17 protein-coding genes are annotated in these 19,573 nt (G+C 42.1%); 14 read left to right on the top strand and 3 right to left on the bottom strand.

Annotation, left to right across the window (positions count from 1 at the left end; genetic code table 11):
• Positions 1 to 45 precede the first annotated feature (45 nt).
• Both BCY91_RS05905 and BCY91_RS05900 read left to right on the top strand, forming a co-directional pair.
• Positions 46 to 591, top strand: a complete 546-nt coding sequence (locus BCY91_RS05905) for an REP-associated tyrosine transposase (protein WP_120181092.1) — start codon at positions 46 to 48, stop codon at positions 589 to 591.
• 72 nt (positions 592 to 663) lie between these two features.
• Positions 664 to 972: a VOC family protein gene (locus BCY91_RS05900; RefSeq protein WP_120181091.1), complete on the top strand. Its 309-nt coding sequence runs from the start codon at positions 664 to 666 to the stop codon at positions 970 to 972.
• Positions 973 to 995: 23 nt separating this feature from the next.
• Here the strand turns inward: BCY91_RS05900 and BCY91_RS05895 are convergent, their stop codons facing one another.
• Positions 996 to 2,621 carry a glycoside hydrolase family 28 protein gene (locus BCY91_RS05895; RefSeq protein ID WP_120181090.1) on the bottom strand — a complete coding sequence of 542 codons (1,626 nt, stop codon included), beginning with the start codon at positions 2,619 to 2,621 and terminating at the stop codon, positions 996 to 998.
• 1,343 nt (positions 2,622 to 3,964) lie between these two features.
• Here BCY91_RS05895 and BCY91_RS05890 point away from each other — a divergent pair.
• The 6 genes from BCY91_RS05890 to BCY91_RS05865 all read left to right on the top strand — a co-directional run bounded on the left by BCY91_RS05890 (position 3,965) and on the right by BCY91_RS05865 (position 8,624).
• Entirely contained in the window at positions 3,965 to 4,378 is a 414-nt protein-coding gene (locus BCY91_RS05890; RefSeq protein ID WP_120181089.1) for an ester cyclase, read from the top strand.
• Positions 4,379 to 4,501: 123 nt separating this feature from the next.
• Entirely contained in the window at positions 4,502 to 4,870 is a 369-nt protein-coding gene (locus BCY91_RS05885; RefSeq protein WP_120181088.1) for a DUF2200 domain-containing protein, read from the top strand.
• A 56-nt stretch (positions 4,871 to 4,926) separates the two neighbouring features.
• Positions 4,927 to 5,274, top strand: a complete 348-nt coding sequence (locus tag BCY91_RS05880; protein WP_120181087.1) for a hypothetical protein — start codon at positions 4,927 to 4,929, stop codon at positions 5,272 to 5,274.
• Between the two features lie 171 nt (positions 5,275 to 5,445).
• A complete protein-coding gene (locus tag BCY91_RS05875) occupies positions 5,446 to 5,655 on the top strand; it encodes a hypothetical protein (RefSeq protein ID WP_120181086.1) in 210 nt (69 codons plus the stop codon).
• 180 nt (positions 5,656 to 5,835) lie between these two features.
• A complete protein-coding gene (locus BCY91_RS05870) occupies positions 5,836 to 6,501 on the top strand; it encodes a porin family protein (RefSeq protein WP_120181085.1) in 666 nt (221 codons plus the stop codon).
• Positions 6,502 to 6,653: 152 nt separating this feature from the next.
• Entirely contained in the window at positions 6,654 to 8,624 is a 1,971-nt protein-coding gene (locus BCY91_RS05865; protein WP_120181084.1) for a tetratricopeptide repeat-containing sensor histidine kinase, read from the top strand.
• A 76-nt stretch (positions 8,625 to 8,700) separates the two neighbouring features.
• On the opposite strand, the gene BCY91_RS05860 is transcribed toward BCY91_RS05865, so the two are convergent.
• Complete coding sequence (locus BCY91_RS05860; RefSeq protein WP_120181083.1) at positions 8,701 to 9,414, bottom strand: RluA family pseudouridine synthase; 714 nt, start codon at positions 9,412 to 9,414, stop codon at positions 8,701 to 8,703.
• A gap of 141 nt (positions 9,415 to 9,555) precedes the next feature.
• The gene (gene rlmB / locus BCY91_RS05855) at positions 9,556 to 10,326 is read right to left on the bottom strand and encodes a 23S rRNA (guanosine(2251)-2'-O)-methyltransferase RlmB (protein ID WP_120181082.1); all 771 of its coding nucleotides are present in this window, start codon (positions 10,324 to 10,326) and stop codon (positions 9,556 to 9,558) included.
• Between the two features lie 270 nt (positions 10,327 to 10,596).
• On the opposite strand from rlmB, the gene dnaB reads away from it, so the two are divergent.
• The 6 genes from dnaB to BCY91_RS05825 all read left to right on the top strand — a co-directional run bounded on the left by dnaB (position 10,597) and on the right by BCY91_RS05825 (position 19,559).
• The gene (gene dnaB / locus BCY91_RS05850; protein WP_120181081.1) at positions 10,597 to 12,156 is read left to right on the top strand and encodes a replicative DNA helicase; all 1,560 of its coding nucleotides are present in this window, start codon (positions 10,597 to 10,599) and stop codon (positions 12,154 to 12,156) included.
• Positions 12,157 to 12,382: 226 nt separating this feature from the next.
• Complete coding sequence (locus BCY91_RS05845; protein ID WP_120181080.1) at positions 12,383 to 13,075, top strand: PAS domain-containing protein; 693 nt, start codon at positions 12,383 to 12,385, stop codon at positions 13,073 to 13,075.
• 84 nt (positions 13,076 to 13,159) lie between these two features.
• Positions 13,160 to 13,705 (top strand): bifunctional pyr operon transcriptional regulator/uracil phosphoribosyltransferase PyrR, encoded by a 546-nt coding sequence (gene pyrR, locus BCY91_RS05840; RefSeq protein ID WP_120181095.1) that lies wholly within the window; start codon positions 13,160 to 13,162, stop codon positions 13,703 to 13,705.
• A gap of 3 nt (positions 13,706 to 13,708) precedes the next feature.
• On the top strand, positions 13,709 to 14,644 hold the full coding sequence (locus tag BCY91_RS05835; RefSeq protein ID WP_120181079.1) for an aspartate carbamoyltransferase catalytic subunit: 936 nt from the start codon (positions 13,709 to 13,711) through the stop codon (positions 14,642 to 14,644).
• 145 nt (positions 14,645 to 14,789) lie between these two features.
• On the top strand, positions 14,790 to 17,813 hold the full coding sequence (locus tag BCY91_RS05830; RefSeq protein WP_120181078.1) for a tetratricopeptide repeat protein: 3,024 nt from the start codon (positions 14,790 to 14,792) through the stop codon (positions 17,811 to 17,813).
• Positions 17,814 to 17,816: 3 nt separating this feature from the next.
• On the top strand, positions 17,817 to 19,559 hold the full coding sequence (locus BCY91_RS05825) for a TonB-dependent receptor (RefSeq protein WP_120181077.1): 1,743 nt from the start codon (positions 17,817 to 17,819) through the stop codon (positions 19,557 to 19,559).
• Positions 19,560 to 19,573 lie beyond the last annotated feature (14 nt).

Raw genomic sequence — 19,573 nt, 5'->3', positions numbered from 1 at the left:
CCAGCTGGTGCGAGCTTGCAGCTCGTTCCCTTTATTAAACACTAAATGAGCAGAAAGTATAAATTTTACAATAAAGAAGGACTGTATTTTGTAAGCTTTGCCACAGTTTACTGGCTTGATGTTTTTGTAAGAGATTTATATTTTGATAGGATGCTTGAAAGCCTGGATTATTGCAGAAAGGAAAAAGGCATGGAAATTTTTTGCTGGTGTATAATGCCCAGCCATGTGCACTTAATATTTCGGGCAAAGGACAATAACCCGGGAGAATTATTAAAGAGCCTGAAAACATTTACATCGAAAGCCTTACAGGCATCAATTGAAAACAATATGCAGGAAAGCAGGAGGGAGTGGATGCTATGGCTGATGCAGCGGGCAGGTACAAAAAACAGCAATGTAAAGAAACGGCAGTTCTGGCAACAGCATAACCATCCGATAGAATTATGGAGTGCAGAAGTAATAGACCAGAAAGTAAATTATATACATCAAAACCCAGTAGTATCCGGTTTTGTTACCGAAGCACACCATTGGAAGTACAGTAGTGCAATTGATTACAGTGGCGGAAAGGGAGTTTTAGCAATAGACTTTGTATAAAAGCAGAAAATAAACGAGCTGCAAGCTCGCACTAGCGGATGTTTTAGCAATAGACTTAGTATAAAGCAGAAAATGAACGAGCTGCAAGCTCGCACTAGCGGAGTAAGACTTGCACTCTGGCCAAAGAAAAGCATTTCAGCAGACACAAACCTCCCTGAGCAAACTTCTTCTTCTCTTGAATTTACAATTGGGCATAATGTAGACAGTAAAGAAGAGGTTGACCGCATTATGAAGCAAGCTGAAAATGCTGGAGCCAAAATTATTAAACATGCTCAAAACACTTTTTACGGCGGATACGCTGGTTACTTTCAAGACCTGGACGAGCATTTGTGGGAGATTGTTTGGAATCCGGCATTTGAGACTAATGAACAGGGGTTATAATAGGAAAGCCAGCTCGAATTTGACTATTTAAACCTCTCCCCGCTCCAACCTTTAGGCTTGGCCGGCACGGTGTTTTTAAATCTGATATTTTCTGACAAATCCCCCTCTATCTCAGCCACCACCTCACCGCCGGGAACGTCAAATTTCACGTTCTCAAATTTAAGATTGCGCACATCGTTCAGCTGCATTAAAGCGTCCTGGGCGCTAAGCACCACATTCTTAATTAACATCCCATCTACATCTGCCGCGCGGAAAAGCTTTGTGCTGTTAACCTGGGCATTCTCCAACTTAAAGTTTTGCAAAGGCGATTCAGGGATAGCATCTACCCTTATAAAATATCGGGCATGCTCTATCACTATATCTTTAGCGCTAATATTTTTGTAAAAAGGCGTCAAACGGTTAACCGGCAGTGCCGGTAAGCGCTCTGCAAGCTTGCCCACATAAGTCGGACTGCCCAACATATCCCATCTAAAAGCATCTTCGCGCAGGTTCATGCGCACACGTTCATAATGCAGGTTTTCGCCACCACCGCCTCTGGGCCTTCTGGTTTTAAAGCGGATGCCCACACCAGTATCGTCAAAAACCGAATCGTGCACATATAAATTTCGGATTACCCCCGCTGTTTCGCTACCTACGGTAATACCGCCATGACCTTCGCGCGCCAAACAGTAACGTACCACCACATTTTCGGTCGGTTTGTTCACGCGCATCCCATCTTCGCCCCTGCCGGCTTTCATCGTAAAACAATCATCGCCACAGCTAAGCGTGCAATACTCAATCAGCACATTGCGCGTCGATTCGATATCGATGCCGTCCCCACGCGGAATACCCACCGAATTTACCGTCACGCCACGAATAATAACGCCGTCGCAATACACCGGAACGATATTCCAGAATGGGGTGTTCTCTAAAGAAACCCCTTCTATAAATACGTTTTTACATTCGGTTGGCGAAATAAACATCGGTAAAAAAATATACTGTCCGTTAGCGCCTTCGTACACCCGTTCGCTCACCGGTTTATCATGCGGAACAACATCTTCAATTACGCCAACGTCCATAAAACGCTTGCGCAGAGGCGAATTTGCCGGTGGCCCAACCAGTTTTCCCTTTCCCGTTAGGGCGATATTTTCTTGCTGATACGCATAAATGCAGGCGCCTAAAGAATACATTTCTATCCCCTCGTTACGTGTGAAAACCGCAGGCAGATAATCTTCTACTTCTCCGCTAAAGTGCAATTCGGCGCCCTCTTCTAAATGCAGATTTACATTACTCTTTAGGCTGATTCTACCCGTTTTCCACGCTCCTTTCGGCACAATCACCGTTCCGCCGCCTTGGGCATTTACCTCGTCTATCGCTTGCTGAATGCTTTTTGTCACCAGCACCCCAACCTTTGCACCTTTATGGATAATATTTACCGAGCGCGCCGGGAATGTGGGGCGTTTAAATTCCGGCATCGCAAAAGGAGCTTTTACCGGTGCAATTTCCAAAGGCATCACACTTGCACCCACCTCATTTAGCGTAGGCACAGCCTGATTAAGCTGGATTACATTAAGCGGTTTTACACTGTTGCAGGCTGTTAAAGCACTGAGTATAATACCCGTGATCAAATAATTGAAAGAAAAAGAGCAGCTTTTATAATGTTTGTTCATGTGCATTTGAATAAACGGTTGCAGTTTAAGCGTTGGATGTTACGCTTAACGCGATAATCCCGACCTGTTGCGAAATTAAACCGTAAAATAAGCGCTAAAGGTATTGAAATAGCTTCTGACTTTCTTGTAGCATTTAAGCTAATAACTGTAAGATGTCGAGGGGGTGAAAATTAAAAAGGTAAAAGTAAAAATTAAAAAAACAATCCACTTAGTGTCTCACGCGATAAGCCCGGCCTTCCGAGTTTTGGCAGTGTAGCCCGGGAAATCTTTTGCGAAAAAACATCAATGCTTGCACTAACGTGAGCAAACCGACGAGTGGTGCAGAAACTCTGTTAAAGCACCGCCATTCGCACGGCTTCGGTTTGTGCTCAAAGATTTCCCGCAGGCGCAACAAACAAAATGAGGTCAGCCTTGACCTTTGGTTCTTTGTGTCAAGACAAAGAACTAGGCATGCCGCGCCGATGAGCGGCGGAAAGCATTGTGCTTTGGCAAATTGGATTTATCTTAAGTAACTATTCCCCCGCCTCATTGCCGGCGGTAGGCTATTTCTTTTTTCATTCATCTTTATTTCTTTTTAAAGGCATTCAAGAGTGCTTCGCAATTTTTCATTTCTTATAGTCGTTTTTAAAGGCATTCAAGAGTGCTTCGCAATTTCAGATGAAAAGAAACAAAAATCTTTTTTTGGCGCACAGGTGCCTTTGGGCGCATAGCCAACGCCCAGCAAAAAACCGGCAGCGCTGCATTCTACTATTCCTGCGTACCCGAACGTTCGCTGCAACCCCGAACGTAGAACTGCTTTCGCTTGAGGCTCGGCAGTGCAAGATGTTCGGGAGTACTACGGTTTTTTGCTCTTGCCTGGCACTCGCCGACGCTCACGAGCGAATTAAAAATGTAACACGCTTAGTGTCCCATGCGATAAGCCCGGCCTTCCGAGTTTTGGCAGTGTAGCCCGGGAAATCTTTTGCGAAAAAACATTAATGCTTGCACTAACGTGAGCAAACCGACGAGTGGTGCAGAAACTCTGTTAAAGCACCGCCATTCGCACGGCTTCGGTTTGTGCTCAAAGATTTCCCGCAGGCGCAACAAACAAAATGAGGTCAGCCTTGACCTTTGGTTCTTTGTGTCAAGACAAAGAACTAGGCCTGTCGCGCCGATGAGCGGCGGAAAGCATTGTGCTTTGGCATCTTCCTAAAAAAACATTGTGGTTTGTTAATTCATCTTCCTTACTTAATTTAGTGCCTAACTAAAGAGACTGCAAACACTACCATTTCTGCGTAAATTATAATGCTTAATAATTTTTAGTTACAACACACATCTCACAATAATCAATTCAATAAATTTTAATGGACATTTTAGAAAAAAATAAGGCAATAGTAAGACAATTCAACAGCGAAGTCATTGAACAATGTAATTGGGATTGCTTCAATGCAATGATGGACAAAGGTTTTATAAATCAAACCGCACCTTTAAGCGCTAATAAGGCAGACAGTATGTGGAATACTTTTAACAACATCTTAAAACCTGCTTTTCCAGACTTGAAAGTTGAAATTTACGACCAAATTGCAGAAGGTGATAAGGTAACCACGCGAAAAGCAATTGTGGGGACGCACACAGGTGTTCTTATGGGGATAGCCCCTACAGGCAAACAAATTAAAATTGATGTTATTGATATCGTAAGGTTAAAAGACGGCAAATATATGGAACACTGGGGAATTAATACCTTACAAACTGTGATTGCCGAACTTAAAAAAGTATAATAAGAAAGCAAGGCGTTTGAGAATAAAAACAAAAATCTAACTCTTCCTATTGCCTTATATTGCAAGACTTTAACGAAAACCAGTTCCCGGAATTGAACTTAAAAACTATACTAACACTAAAAAATGCAAGTTACAGAAGAACATAACCAGCGCGTGGCCAAACTCTCTTTCAGCTCGGTTTATCCCGCATTATTGGCTAAGGTACAACGCAAAGGCCGTACGCAGGCAGAGCTTGACGAGGTGATTGAGTGGCTAACGGGCTACACCGCTGCCGAAACCGCAAAATTAGTAGCGCGCGGCACTAACTATCAGGAGTTTTTTGCCCATGCACGCTTAAACCCCAACGCCTCCTTAATTAAAGGAACAATTTGTGGATATAAGATTGAAGAAATTGAAAACGAACTGACGCGTCAAGTGCGTTATTTAGACAAGCTGGTGGATGAACTGGCCAAAGGAAAAGCCATGGATAAGATTTTGCGCAAGCCAGCTTAAAATTGAGTTCCGATTTTGTTAATTTAGCATAAACCTTTAACCTAAGGACTTACGCTATGGAAAAAAATTGTCTGGATTGCGGCTCAGCTTTAAAAGGCAGAGCTGATAAGAAGTTTTGCGACGACCAATGCCGGAGTAATTACAACAACAGAATTAAAGCCGATGAAAGCAAAGAGGTAAAACGCATCAACGGCATCCTGCACAAAAACCGTAAAATTTTAATCGCGCTAAATCCCGAAGGCAAAACTACCGTAGCTAAACAGCGCCTGGAAGAAGTCGGCTTCAATTTTAATTACCACACTCATCGCTACCAAACCAACAAAGGCTCCATCTACATCTTCTGTTACGAATACGGCTACCTCCCCATAGAAAACGATTATTATCTGCTGGTAAAAAACGATTAGTAGAAGCTTCATTAGTAAAATGAGTTCATTGGTTCATTGGTAACATGAGTTTATTAGGCTCCAGACTAACCAACTAACACCGAACCACCTAACAAACTAATCCCGAACCAACTCCCCCTTCGGCTCAAAATTTGCCCTATGACATCCATTATTCACTAAAAAACAAATATTATGGAAAGGGCAGAATTAGAATCAATCATGAAAACCATCGGACACCAACAGCATTCATCTATACTAGGTGGTATGCAGGCCGAGTATGAAGAGCTGGAACGTATGGGCTACATCAGAATAAATTGGGACGAAGATAAACTTACTGCGGTGATTACCCCGGAAGGAAGAGCGTTTGTAGGCTCGCTTTTAAAGAAAGAAGAAGAAAAATAAGCCACTGCAATGGATTTTGTATGGCTAAAACTACATTTTCTGCAAAAACAGACGTCCGGGAACAGCCTTAAGAAGACTCTTTAAACCGCTACTTTACAAGTACTTATTTAACATCGGGCAAAGCAAACTGTATTTTGGTCTGTTCATTGGATTAGGGTGTGCAAACAATTAAAATTGATTATGAAACGATTATTCTTAGTAGCAGCAGCCCTAGTATTTGGAGGCGCTACCTTCGCACAAACTACAACCCCATCCAGCAACACCGGAACAACTCGCTTTGGTTTAAAAGCAGGGGTAAACTTACCAAAGTACAAATTCGTTGATGATGATGCTAACACATCATACGACACAAAAACAACTACAAACTTTAATTTAACAGGCTATGCAGACATTCCAGTATCCACTTATTTTTCGGTACAACCCGGAATATCGCTACAAGGGAAAGGCGCAAAACTCTCCGATGACGACGACAACAACAAAATCGAAGACAACATCTTATCCATCGAAGTCCCAGTAAACCTTTTAGTGAACTTACCAGCGGGTCCAGGCCATATTTACTTGGGCGGTGGTCCGTATGCAGGGTTTAATGTTTCAGGACAAAGAAAATCTACAATTTTAGGAGTCACAAACGAAGATGATTTGAAGTTTGGAAACAGCGACAATGACGACATTAAAGCTTTAGACTTCGGTTTCAACGTGTTGGCAGGTTACCAACTTAGCAGTGGTTTCAACTTTGGCGCCGGTTACGGTTTCGGACTTACTAACTTAGCTCCAACTAGCGATAGCAACACCAACAACGAAATCAACAACCGTGTATGGTCTTTCACCGTTGGTTACGCATTTTAAAAAATTAATCATTAACCTTATAAACAGGGCAGCTTAACCAACTGCCCTATTTTTTTTGCCAAAAAACGAGATTTAAAAAACGTAAAAATAAAGTGGTGATTTATGCGCTAACATTTTATCTTTAAAAGCTAAATAAAACGCTTATTAAAAGATTGTTACCGCTCTCATTTTCTCGCCATCAGGGCAAAAAAAATGCTCCTAGGCTTTTAGCCACTGCCCTTGCTTTGCTTTTTAATTTTGCCGCTTTCGCTGATGCGGATACAGACAGCTTAAAAAACTTATTGCGCACAAAGCCAAAAAATGAAGCCACTATTTTGGCCGAGCTTTGCTGGAATTACAAATATAGCCACCCCGATAGTGCAAAAAGTTATGGTTTGCTGGCTGCCAAAAAAGCAAAAGCACAAAAAAACGATGCGGTGCTATCTACCGCCTACCACAATTTGGCCATTGTTTATGGCGCCGAAAGCAAGTTTGAAGAAGCAATCAACTACAATCAGCAAGCTTTAGCGCTAAAGCGCAAGCTAAAGGACCAAATGGGCATTGCCAACAGCCTAAATAACTTAGGTGGAATTTATGACCAGCAAGGTAACTACATTAAAGCGGTTGATTTATACAAAGAAGCTTACGCCATTTACAAAAAAGTTGGCAACCCAGAGAGTTTAGCACAAATTAACCTTAACCTTGGTATTGTGTTAAAAGCACAAAAACAATATGATAATGTGCTTAAATACTATCGCGAAGCTTACCAGATTTACAAAAACCTAAACAAAACTTTTGAGGTTGGCGCCAGCGAAGCCAACTTAGGCTCTTTCTTTTTAGAAATTAACCAGCCCGACAGTTCCATTTTTTATTCAAAATTGGCCGAGAAGAAATTTAAAGCGTTAAAAATCGAGAATTTTTTGCCGGTAGTGCGTGCCAATTTGGGCATAGCTTATGCAAAAAAAAACGATTTAGCTTCATCTAACCATTATCTAAAACTGGCGGCAAAAGGGCATCAGCTATTCAATAATAAAAAGGAACTTTCCTTTGTACAAAATGGCTTGTCGGAAAATTACGGCACACAAAATATCAGTCAGGCTTTGCTTTATGCCAAAGAAGCATTAAACAATGCAGAGGAATGCAAATCTCTGCCCGAAATAATGAAAGCCAGGCGACAGTTAGCTACGCTTTATCAATACATAGGCAACACAAAGTTAGCGCTTCAAAACTTCCAGCTTTACAGCGATTTAAAAGATTCGCTTTTCACCATCGAAAAAAACAAGCAGATGAGCCAATTTAACGTGGTTTTTGAAACAGAGAAAAAAGACCGGCGCATTACCGAACTGGACCAGCAATCCACTATCCAGCAGTTGGAGATTAAAGAGAAAAACATTCTGCTTTATGCCGCCATTGTACTCATCGGCTTTAGCATTTTTACCGCTTATTTGATGATTAAAAAACGGCGGGCGCAAGCACAAATGGAGCTAAATGCCGAAAAAAACCGTCAGCAAGAACTGCGTGTTAAAGAAGTTTTTGATGCCGAAGAACGCGAAAGGCGACGCATTGCAGAAGATTTGCACGATGGCGTGGGGCAAACCCTCTCTGCCGCGCTGATGAACCTAAACGGCCTGATTGCCAAAGCCGATTTGAAAGATCCGCAACAAAGCGCACTTGCCGAACGCTCGGTTGCGCTATTGAGCGAAAGTTACGACGAAATGCGTGCTATCTCGCACCAGATGATCCCAAATGCCTTGTTAAAATCGGGCTTGGCCGCCGCCGTGCGCGAGTTTGTGAACAAAATCAATCAGCAAACGCTAAAAATAACTTTAGACATTAACGGCCTGCAAGAAAAACTAAACGAAAACGTAGAAACGGTAATTTATAGGGTAATACAAGAAGCTACAAACAATGTGATTAAATATGCCAAAGCCAGTAAGCTTTCTATCCAAATTAATCGCGACGAAGATGGGATAAGCCTTTCTATTGAAGACAACGGAATTGGTTTTGACCCCTCGCAGCTGAAAAAAAGCCAAGGCATCGGATTTAAAAACATGTACAACCGCGTTGCTTCTTTAAACGGCACGCTGGAAATAGATAGCCAGCCCGGAAAAGGCACCTTGTTGAATTTTTATTTGCCGGCTTAGGTTAAAAACTTACGAAGCCTCCAAGACTTCGTAAGTTCATCTGCATTTTAGCTAAGCGCTATCCTTTTAAGCGCTTTTACCGCTCAAAAACCTCAAACTTTTCCCAAAAACCATCTTTTGGCAGGGGCGCATAAATGCTCACCGGTTCTTGCTTTACCGGGTGAATAAACTCCAGCTTTCTGGCGTGTAAACAAATAGATTTTTTACGGCTTCCGCGCGGATATCCGTACTTGTTATCGCCAACTATGGGGCTGCCCAAAGTGGAAAGCTGTACTCTAATTTGGTGTGGTCTGCCGGTTATCGGGTCAACCTCAATTAAATAGTAGCCTTCTAAATTGCCCAATACCTTAAAGTTGAGTTCGGCACTTTGGCCTCCTTTAACCTCTGTATGATAAGCCGTGGTAATATTTTTCTTCGGGTTTTTAACCAACCAATGCAACAGCTTTCCTTCCATCTTGCTAGGTTTCTGCCTAACCACCGCCCAATAGGTTTTGTGCATTTGGCGTTCTTTAAACATTTTGTTGATACGATCCAGCGCTTTAGATGTTTTTGCAAACAAAATAACCCCGCTCACGGGGCGATCCAGGCGGTGCACCACACCTAAGAAAGCACCGTTGGGTTTATGGTATTTTTCGGCGATGTAGGTTTTTACCATTTCATCCAAAGATGGGTCGTTGGTGTCGTCCACCTGCACAATCCATCCTGCTTTTTTATAAACTGCAATAAGATGGTTATCCTCGTAAAGAATGTCTTTATCGGTTACCCTATAAAAATCTGGATCTGCTTGCATGGTTTAATTGTGAATGATTGAATTTTGAATGATAGCTCGGATTTAATTGTGAATGATTGAATCCTTCTAATAATGAACTCCTTACTCCTAATGAACTCCCTTACTAATGAACCAATGAACTCCCTCCTAATGAACTCCTTACTAATTAGCCAACCTCTGCCTCACAGCTTCATAAAGTACAATCCCCGCAGAAACGGAAACGTTTAGAGAAGCAATTTCGCCCGCCATCGGAATTTTGGTCAAATAATCAGCATTACGCATCAGTTCAAAGCTAATTCCTACATCTTCGGCGCCCATAATGATTGCACTGGGCGCGGTAAAATCGGGCTTGTAAATTAAATCGTCGGTTTTTTCGGTGCAGCCCACAATTTGCAAACCCGAATCTTTTAAAAAACGCAAAACCTGCAATAAGCTATCGTGGCGACAAATAGGCACTTTATATAACGCGCCGGCAGAGGTTTTAACCGCATCCGGATTAATTTGTGCAGCTCCTTTTTTGGGCACTACAATAGCATGCACACCGCTACATTCGGCAGTACGCACAATAGCGCCAAAATTGCGTACATCGGTGACGCCATCCAGCAATAAAATCAATGGTGTTTCGCCACGCTCATAAACCGCTGGAATCAAATCTTCAATTTTTTGATAAGTAATGGGCGATATAAACGCAATTACGCCTTGGTGATTTTTAGAGGTGATGCGGTTCAGCTTTTCTACCGGCACCTGTTGCGATGGCACATCGTATTGGCGCAATAAAGTTTTTAACTCGCTTATTAGGCCTCCGGTTAAACCGCGCTGTATAAAAAGCGACTCTATTTCTTTTCCCGAACTAATAGCCTCTATCACAGCACGGATGCCAAAAATCATCTGGTTTACCTCGCGCGGTTCGGCTTTAAATCTTCTCTCTGTCATAAAGCCTGCAAGTTAAATAATAGTTTGGCTACCGTTAAAAATAATTGACGATTACACAAGGCATCCTCAATTGTTAACAATGCCTCATTTTATCAACAAGCCCTAAAAAAAATATAAAGCGTTATTTTTTGATGATGCCAACAACTTTTTCACATGAGCTGTTGATAACTAGGCGTGTAACTTTGCACCAAGGCTTTTGTAATTTTTTTGTTCGCTGCGCTGTTTAAAACTAAGCGTCCCACTCGGCAATTTTTGTATATTTTTGTAGCTATGAGTTCTGAAGTCGACAACAGCAAAAGCACTTTTATTAAAGACAAAAGAAGCAGATTAAGCAATATGGTTTCGGGCTTAGGGAAATTGCCGCCCCAAGCTTTAGATTTAGAAGAAGCTGTTTTAGGCGCCCTGATGCTGGAAAAAGATGCGCTTTCGGCCGTTATCGACATCCTGAAACCAGAAATCTTTTATAAAGACGCCCACCAAAAAATATTTAAGGCTATACAAACACTTTTTACCGCATCATCACCGGTAGATATTTTAACCGTTTCGGCACAATTAAGGCAGGAGGGCGAGCTGGAAATGATTGGCGGCGCTTTTTACATTACCGAACTCACCAACCGCGTGGCTTCTGCGGCTAATATTGAGTACCACGCCAGGATTATCTCCCAAAAATTTATCCAGCGCGAGCTGATCCGTATCTCTACCGACATCATCAACCAATCGTACGAAGATACCAGCGACGTGTTTGAATTGTTGGATTTTGCCGAGAAAAACCTGTTTGATATTGCCCAAAACAACCTCCGCCGCGATTCGCGCAAGATGGACGACATCGTTAAAGAATCTTTAAAGCAGCTGGAAGCTTTACGTGGCAAAGACGGTTCTTTAACCGGCGTTCCTTCTGGTTTTACCGCATTGGATAAAGTAACTAACGGCTGGCAAAAATCAGATTTGGTGATCATTGCCGCACGTCCGGCGATGGGAAAAACCGCCTTTGTACTAAGTTGCGCCCGCAATGCTGCCGTGCAATTTGGCAAAGCCGTGGTGGTGTTTTCTTTGGAGATGTCATCCGTACAGCTCACCAACCGTTTAATTTCTGGCGAGGCAGAAATTGAGCAAGAGAAAATCCGTAAAGGAAGTTTAGAAAACTGGGAATGGCAACAAATGACCAGTAAAATTGGCAAGCTGAGCGAGGCACCACTAATTATAGATGATACCCCAGCACTGAATGTTTTTGAATTTAGGGCAAAATGCCGCCGTTTAAAAGCGCAGTACGATATCCAGATGATTATTATCGATTATCTGCAGCTGATGCAAGGGAAATCTGACGGAAAAGGTGGCGGTGGCGGCGGTAACCGCGAGCAAGAAATTTCCAGCATTTCGCGCGCTTTAAAGCAAGTGGCTAAAGAACTTAACGTTCCGGTAATTGCGCTTTCGCAATTGAGCCGTGCCGTAGAAAACCGCCCCGGAGGCTCCAAAAAGCCGATGCTATCGGATTTGAGGGAATCTGGAGCGATTGAGCAGGATGCGGATATGGTATTGTTTTTATACCGCCCAGAATATTACGGCCTAGACCAAGACGAGAACGGAAACCCAACCGCCGGCGTGGGCGAAGTGATTATTGCCAAACACCGTAACGGCGAAACCGGCTCGGTTAACCTGCGTTTCATTGGTAAATATGTAAAATTTGCCGATTTGGAAGATTTTGGAGGCATCAGCGCGTCAGATGGTGGCGGCGCCGATCCGTTTGCAGGACTAAGTCCTTCTTCACAATTTGAAAGCATTACCCTAAAACCAAAAAACTGGGACGTGGAAGATGATGATCCGCCGTTTTAAGCAAAAGCCGAGTAAGAAACCCACCGTCCCAAATACTTTCATCGGCCCTAGCCGGATTTAAAACCTCGTTCTTATTATAAAATGTTAAGCTAAGCAGCGGCAAAGGCAAAGCAACCCTTACAGCGCAAAAACACCACTTAAACCGCTACAAAAAAAAATTAACGTTGCCAAACCATTTCTGCGGCATATAGCTTAACTTTAATCTTGCATTTTGTTATCCAAGGATATGTCAAAACAAGAAGATAAAAACATCGAAAACCTACAAGAAGAGCTTTTTTTGGTAGAACATGCGCAAAAATTAGCAAATTTCGGTAATTGGTTTTGGGACATTAAAAAAGACAGCGTTCGTTGGTCCGATGTGCTGTACAGCATTTACGGATTAAACAAACAAAATTTCAAAGCTACTTTTTCGGGATATTTAGAGCGTTTGCATCCCGACGATAAAAGTCGGATACAATCCATTATTTCCGATGCCCTCGCGCAGCAAAAAGACGTGCATTTTGAGGAGCGCATCATCCGCCCCAGTGGAGAAATCAGACATTTAAAATCTTGGGGATTTGTAAAAACAAACGACATTGGCGAGCCGGTAAAAATGATTGGAGCATGTATTGATATTACCGAAAGCAAGCTGATTGAACAAAGCCTAAAAGAAAGCCAAAACACCTTAAAACTTTTAATTGCTCGGCAGCATCGCTACATTGAACTGATAGAAAAACAGAGCGAGCGCTTAAATGAAATTTCATATATCCAATCGCACGTGGTGCGTGCGCCCCTGGCAAAAATAATGGGCCTAGTGGATTTGTTGGTGAACCACGACAACGGCAAGGATGATAAAACTGAACTGTTCCAGTATCTGTCTGATGCGTCTTTAGAGTTTGATGAGGTCATCCAATCCATCATCCAAAAAACGGAACTTTAAAAATTGCGCCCAAAAAGCCCGTTGCAGTAAAAGCAACGCTTCTATCCTAAAAATTTTCCTATTTTTGCCCAAACCACCATGCTGATGCGAAACTTAACACTTCTTGACGGTCAGAAATTCCAGGTTACTATACAAAGGCTTTGTCATCAATTAATTGAAAACCATAACGATTTCTCAAATTCGGTAATCTTAGGTATACAGCCGCGAGGCATTTATTTGGCGCAACGTATTTCCAAAGAACTGAAGGAAATTATACCAAGCACACAAATTCAAAATGGCATTTTAGACATTACTTTTTACCGCGATGATTTCCGCCGTGGCGACAGCCCGCTGGTGCCCAATACCACCCAGATTGATTTCATCATCGAAAATAAAAAAGTGATTTTAATAGATGATGTGCTGTGGACGGGGCGCACCATCCGCGCAGCTATGGACGCTATTTTGGCTTACGGCCGCCCAGAAAAAGTAGAGCTTTTGGTGCTGGTGGACCGCCGGTATAGCCGTCAACTCCCTATCGAAGCAGATTACATCGGCATGAAGGTAGATTCTATTTCATCGCAAAAAGTAGTGGTAAGCTGGGAAGAAACCGATAAAGAAGACAAAGTTGTACTTGTATCTGAAAACGTTTAAAATATGTCTGAAATAACACAAAGATTGAGCAGCAAACACCTTTTGGGCATCAAAGATTTAAATGCCCAAGACATTCAGCTCATTTTAGAAACGGCAGATACGTTTAAAGACGTTATAAACCGGCCGATAAAAAAAGTGCCTTCCTTGCGGGATATCACCATCGCCAATATTTTCTTCGAAAACTCTACGCGCACCAAGCTGTCTTTTGAGCTGGCGCAAAAACGCCTTTCGGCAGATGTGGTCAACTTTGCGGCATCAAGTTCATCGGTAAGCAAGGGCGAAACGCTAATTGATACCGTAAACAATATTTTAGCCATGAAGGTAGATATGGTGGTGATGCGCCATCCCTACCCCGGCGCCGGCGTGTTTTTAAGTAAACACATTGACGCGCAAATTGTTAATGCTGGCGATGGCGCGCACGAGCATCCTACACAGGCTTTGTTAGATGCCTTTTCTATCCGCGAAAAGCTGGGCGCTATTGAAGGCAAAAAAATTGTGATTGTGGGAGACATTCTGCACTCGCGCGTGGCACTCTCTAATATTTTATGTTTGCAAAAATTGGGTGCCGAAGTCATGGTTTGCGGGCCAACAACCCTAATTCCGAAATATATACACACGCTGGGCGTTAAGGTTGAGCATGATTTACGCAAAGCCTTAAACTGGTGCGACGTAGCCAATATGTTGCGCATACAGCTGGAAAGGCAAGACATTAAGTACTTCCCATCTTTGCGCGAATATGCGATGATGTACGGTTTAGATAAGAAACTGCTGGATTCTTTAGACAAAGAAATTGTGGTGATGCACCCGGGCCCTATTAACCGTGGCGTGGAAATTAGCAGTGATGTGGCGGATAGCAAACAATCTATCATTTTAAACCAAGTAGAAAACGGCGTAGCCGTAAGAATGGCCGTACTTTACCTGTTGGCCAGCCAAAAATAGCCTCCGGCTAAAGGCTTTTTCAGAAACCTAGATATGATTGGCGCAAAAAATGCGTTGTATTTGCTTTACTAACAGCTGTTAGTTAATTCATAGGTGATAAAGCCGATTGCAAGCCTATATTTATCAGATTTACTTTAAAGAGATTATGCGCAAAATAACGTTCTTTCTTGTTCCACTTTTTTTAACTACCGCCTTAGCGCAAGCACAGCTGCCGGCGTTTTTTAAAATAAACGAGAAATATAAAAATGCTTTAGAGCTGTTAGAGCAGGAAAAATACGCCGCGGCATCGGCACTTTTTTACGAGGTAGAACAAAACGCTACGGTAGAAACGCCACAATCTGAGAAAAACACAGACGTAAGCAACATTAAAATCAACGCCGAGTATTACCGCGCATACTGTGCTTTGGCGCTGGATAATGATGATGCCGAACAATTGTTTAAATTGTTTATCAAAAAACATCCCGAAAGTCCGCGCGCAAAACAGGCTTATTTCCAAGTTGGTAAATATTATTTTAATCAGGGCGATTATCAAGAAGCTTTAGACTGGTTTACCAAAGTAAGCTCGGTAGATTTAGCCGGTAAAGAAGATGCGGAATACAAGTTTAAAACCGCCTATGCCTATTTTGAAACCAACGATTACGCCAGCGCCAAGCCACTTTTTAGTTTAGTTAAAGACGGCGACTCTAAATATCGCGAACAAGCCACTTATTATTTTGCTTACATCTCTTACCTAGATAAAGAGTATGCCGTGGCCTTAAAAAACTTCGAAAAATTAAAAAATTCTAAAACCTACGAAGCGAGCTACCCTTATTATATATCTGCTATTTATTATTTAGATAAACGATACGATGATGTTTTAGCCTATGCGGTGCCTATTGTAGAAAACACTAAGCAACTGCGCGAAACCGAACTGTTACGCATCATTGCCGCTTCTTACTTTGCAAAAAACGACTATACCAATGCTTTAGCGTACTACGAGCGTTTTATGAAGCAAGACATGGGCAAAACCCAAAACAACCACGATAGTTACCAAATTGGTTACACCTACTATAAGCTAAAAAAGTACAATCAGGCTATTGAGCAACTGGGCAAACTGATTAATGATCAAACAGCATACAGCCAAGCCGGTTTATACACTTTGGGCGATGCTTACTTAACCACAAAAAACAAACAGGGCGCGCGCAATGCTTTCCAATTTAGCTCTAAAATGGATTTTGATAAGCAAATTGAGGAGGAAGCACTTTTTAATTTCGCTAAACTGTCTTACGAGCTACAGTTCCACAACATCGCGCTTGACGCAGCACAAGAATATTTAAAAAAATACCCGCGCTCTAAACATTTAAACGAAGCTAAAACCCTGCTGGCAAAGGTTTTATTAAGCACCAAAAACTATAAAGAAGCCATAGATATTTTGGAGGGCATTGATGATAAAACCGAAGACGCCAAAGAGGCTTACCAAAAAGTAACTTATTACCGAGCTTTAGAGTTTTACAACGAGCGCGCCTTTGAAAACTCGATCGGCTTGTTTTTACGGTCGAACAATTTCCCGGTGGATAAAGAAATTTTTGCTTTAGCCACTTACTGGTGCGCCGAGGCGATGTATGAAGTGCGTAAATACAGTGAATCTGTAAATTACTTCGAAAACTTTTTGGGTATGCCTGCATCGCGCAAAACAGATTTGTACAACTACGCAAACTACGCCTTAGGTTATGCAGCTTTAGAGGGAGAAAATTATCCGAAGGCCGCCACCTACTACGCACGTTTTTTAAACGGAAACGAAAAAGATCCTAAAACTATTAAAGATGCCACTTTGCGTTTGGCAGATGCTTACTTTGGCGCCAAAAACTACGACCTAGCTTTAGGCTATTACAATAAAATAATCGCGCAAGGCGGATCAAGTCAGGACTACGCTTTGTTTCAGCGCGGTATTATTGAGGGTTTACAAAACCAGCCACAGGTAAAAATTGCAACCTTAGAATCTTTGCTCGCAAAATTCCCGAATTCTAATTATGCCGATGACGCCGGCTTTGAAATTCCGTACACCCATTTCTTAATTGGCGAGGGCGACAAAGCAAAGACAGATTTAACGGCATTTATCCAAAAATATCCGCGTAGCTCGTATGTTCCGCGTGCCTTGGTGACCATTGGTTTGGTAAATTATGACCAGAAAAACGACCAAGCGGCCTTAGAAACTTTTAAACGTGTTATTGCCGAATATAAATCTACCGATGAGGCACAACAATCTTTAAAGCTGATCCAAAAAATTTATTTGGATATGGGCAATGCCACAGAGTTTATCAATTACGCCAACACCACTTCTATCGGTAATTACACCACTTCCGAACAAGATAATATTATGTTCCAGGCGGCCTACAGCCAATATTTAAGAGGAAACTGGGAAAACGCCATCGAATCTGTAAATGCTTACTTTGATAAATTCCCGAAAGCCATCCAAGATAAACAGGCAAAGTTTATCCGCGCAGAAAGCTATAAAAACTTAGGCAAATACGCACCGGCCATCATTGATTACGAATACATTTTGAACGATTGGACCAGCGAATACACCGAACGTGCTTTGATAAGCATTTCTAAAATTTACCTAAGCACCAAACAGTATAACGAAGCTATCGTTCACCTTAAAAAACTGGAGATTGCATCAGAATATAAAGCCAACTACAGCTTTGCCATCAACAACCTAATGGTTGCTTATGCCGGCATTAAAGTGCCAGATCAAACTTTACTGTACGTAAATTTGGTACGCGATTACGAAAAATCATCTGAAGAAGACCGCAACAAAGCCGGTTTATACGCCGGTAAAGCCTATTTGCTTTTGGCAGACACCGTAAAAGCCAAAAAAGAATTTGAAGGCGTGGTAAAAGCTACCAAATCTGTTGCTGGCGCAGAAGCTTTGTACAACGTAGCCGAAATTCAATATCAGCAAAAAGACTATAAGGCATCGCAAAAAACCTGCTTCCAGCTGATAAACGACATGCCTAATTATGATTACTGGGGCGCAAAATCTTTCATTTTATTAGCCGATAATTATGTGGCTTTAAAAGATAAAGTGCAGGCCATTGCCACGCTAAAAAGTATCATCGAAAACTACGAAGGCGATGACGAAATTGTAGAAACAGCAAAAACTAAATTGAAAGCAATAAACGGCAAATAACAAATGAATAAAACACCATATATCAGCGCTTTTATTTTTTCGAGCTTATTTGCGATTGGCGCTAATGCACAAAACACGGCTAAACCAGCACCTGCGCAAGATGCCAACAAGCCTCAAACTACGTCAAGCACCGCGGTTAAGCAAGATACCAGCAAACGCAACGCAGTAACCGAGGAGGTGGAGATTGTACGCTCGTACAAACCTATTTTGGCCGATGCCGTGAAGATTAGAAGAAGCCCGAATTTGAATGAGACAAAACCTTTTAATCCGCAGGTAAAGTACAACCTGATTGATAAAAAACTGGATTTAAACAGTGGCTTGCGCGAGTTGGAAGCGCAAAAACTGGCCAAAGAAATTGCAGCCCAGCGTCAAAACAATTACGCTAAATTGGGCTTTGGTAATTTAGGCACCGGTTTAGCGCAGTTGAATATCGCTACCGGGCAGGACCCCGCTTTGCAGGCCGGTTTCAACTTCAACCATTTATCTATGAATGGTAAAGAGAACCAGCAGAAAATAAGCAAACAAAGCTTAAGCGGCTACGGCCGAAGCATTGGCGACAATTTAGTGATGGAAGGCAAATTGGGCTACGACCGTTTGGGAACCTATTTTTACGGCACAGATCCCTTAGCATCTTTCAGCAACCCCGACCCGCATAAACAGCTTTTCAACTATTTTAATGCCGAAGGTTTACTTTTTAACCGTGTAGATGCCGATGATGAAAGCAGTTTCACCTACGCCGCAAAAGCCAAAGGCTACATTTTCAATAATGCCTTTAAAGCCAAAGAAAACTCGGTAATCATCTCTGGCGGTTTGGGCCAAGATCTAAACAAATTCCATTTAGGCGCCAATGCATCGGTAGATTTAACCACCAGCAAAGACTCCGCCTACAGCTTCAACAACAATTTGTTTAAACTAAACCCTTACATTAAAATACAAACAGAAGTTTTAAAACTAACCGGCGGTATCAATTACGTAAACGAGTTTGGCAGCAACCAGCGCATCCATATTTTCCCTGCAGTAAGTTTAGATTTTATGCTCATCAAAAACTACCTTACCATTTTTGGAAGTTTAGGTGGCGATATCCAAAAAAATACCTTGAAAAATTTAACGGATGAAAACCCTTATCTGAACCAAAACGTAGGGCTAAAAAACACGGTAGAAAAAATCAATATTTCTGGCGGTATCCGCGGAACCTTTGCACCAAATGTGGGCTACAAAGCAATGGTGAGCTACAAAACCTTGGGCGATCTCTCCTACTTTGTTACCGACAGCACCCAGCGCAACAAGTTTAACGTTGATTATATGCTGGGCAACACCAACGTAATCGGCTTTACCGGCGAGCTTAATATTAACTTTTCTGAAGCCTTCAATTTAGACAGCAAAATTGACGTTAAACAATACGATAATAGCCGAGAAAACTACGCTTGGTTTCGCCCGGGTTTCACCTTACAATCTACCGCTTCATTTAAAATTGTAGATAAAGTAAAAATCTTTGGCGATTTGCTTTTCCAAGGCGAAACAAAAGCGAAGATATTCGACATCCCGTCTAATTATCCTAACCCAACTTTTACTACTAAAACCATTAAGGCTTTCGCCGATATTAGCGTTGGCGCCAACTACCAGCACAACAAACAGCTAGGCGTATTTTTTAGGGTAAACAACATATTAGCTAATGATTACGAACGTTTGCCTTATTACAATAACTATGGCATAAACATCTTTGGCGGTGTAAGCTACGGCTTTTAGAATTTTTTAGGCGT

The organism is Pelobium manganitolerans (assembly GCF_003609575.1).
Lineage (GTDB): Bacteria > Bacteroidota > Bacteroidia > Sphingobacteriales > Sphingobacteriaceae > Pseudopedobacter > Pseudopedobacter manganitolerans.
This window is presented reverse-complemented; position numbering and strand designations above follow the sequence as displayed.

What these genes read in the sequence shown, in the direction of transcription:
- BCY91_RS05905 (WP_120181092.1), top strand. Translation starts at nt 46, where the DNA reads ATGAGCAGAAAGTATAAATTTTACAATAAAGAAGGACTGTATTTTGTA.
- BCY91_RS05900 (WP_120181091.1), top strand. Translation starts at nt 664, where the DNA reads ATGAACGAGCTGCAAGCTCGCACTAGCGGAGTAAGACTTGCACTCTGG.
- BCY91_RS05895 (WP_120181090.1), bottom strand. Translation starts at nt 2,621, where the DNA reads ATGAACAAACATTATAAAAGCTGCTCTTTTTCTTTCAATTATTTGATC.
- BCY91_RS05890 (WP_120181089.1), top strand. Translation starts at nt 3,965, where the DNA reads ATGGACATTTTAGAAAAAAATAAGGCAATAGTAAGACAATTCAACAGC.
- BCY91_RS05885 (WP_120181088.1), top strand. Translation starts at nt 4,502, where the DNA reads ATGCAAGTTACAGAAGAACATAACCAGCGCGTGGCCAAACTCTCTTTC.
- BCY91_RS05880 (WP_120181087.1), top strand. Translation starts at nt 4,927, where the DNA reads ATGGAAAAAAATTGTCTGGATTGCGGCTCAGCTTTAAAAGGCAGAGCT.
- BCY91_RS05875 (WP_120181086.1), top strand. Translation starts at nt 5,446, where the DNA reads ATGGAAAGGGCAGAATTAGAATCAATCATGAAAACCATCGGACACCAA.
- BCY91_RS05870 (WP_120181085.1), top strand. Translation starts at nt 5,836, where the DNA reads ATGAAACGATTATTCTTAGTAGCAGCAGCCCTAGTATTTGGAGGCGCT.
- BCY91_RS05860 (WP_120181083.1), bottom strand. Translation starts at nt 9,414, where the DNA reads ATGCAAGCAGATCCAGATTTTTATAGGGTAACCGATAAAGACATTCTT.
- rlmB (WP_120181082.1), bottom strand. Translation starts at nt 10,326, where the DNA reads ATGACAGAGAGAAGATTTAAAGCCGAACCGCGCGAGGTAAACCAGATG.
- dnaB (WP_120181081.1), top strand. Translation starts at nt 10,597, where the DNA reads ATGAGTTCTGAAGTCGACAACAGCAAAAGCACTTTTATTAAAGACAAA.
- BCY91_RS05845 (WP_120181080.1), top strand. Translation starts at nt 12,383, where the DNA reads ATGTCAAAACAAGAAGATAAAAACATCGAAAACCTACAAGAAGAGCTT.
- pyrR (WP_120181095.1), top strand. Translation starts at nt 13,160, where the DNA reads ATGCGAAACTTAACACTTCTTGACGGTCAGAAATTCCAGGTTACTATA.
- BCY91_RS05835 (WP_120181079.1), top strand. Translation starts at nt 13,709, where the DNA reads ATGTCTGAAATAACACAAAGATTGAGCAGCAAACACCTTTTGGGCATC.
- BCY91_RS05830 (WP_120181078.1), top strand. Translation starts at nt 14,790, where the DNA reads ATGCGCAAAATAACGTTCTTTCTTGTTCCACTTTTTTTAACTACCGCC.
- BCY91_RS05825 (WP_120181077.1), top strand. Translation starts at nt 17,817, where the DNA reads ATGAATAAAACACCATATATCAGCGCTTTTATTTTTTCGAGCTTATTT.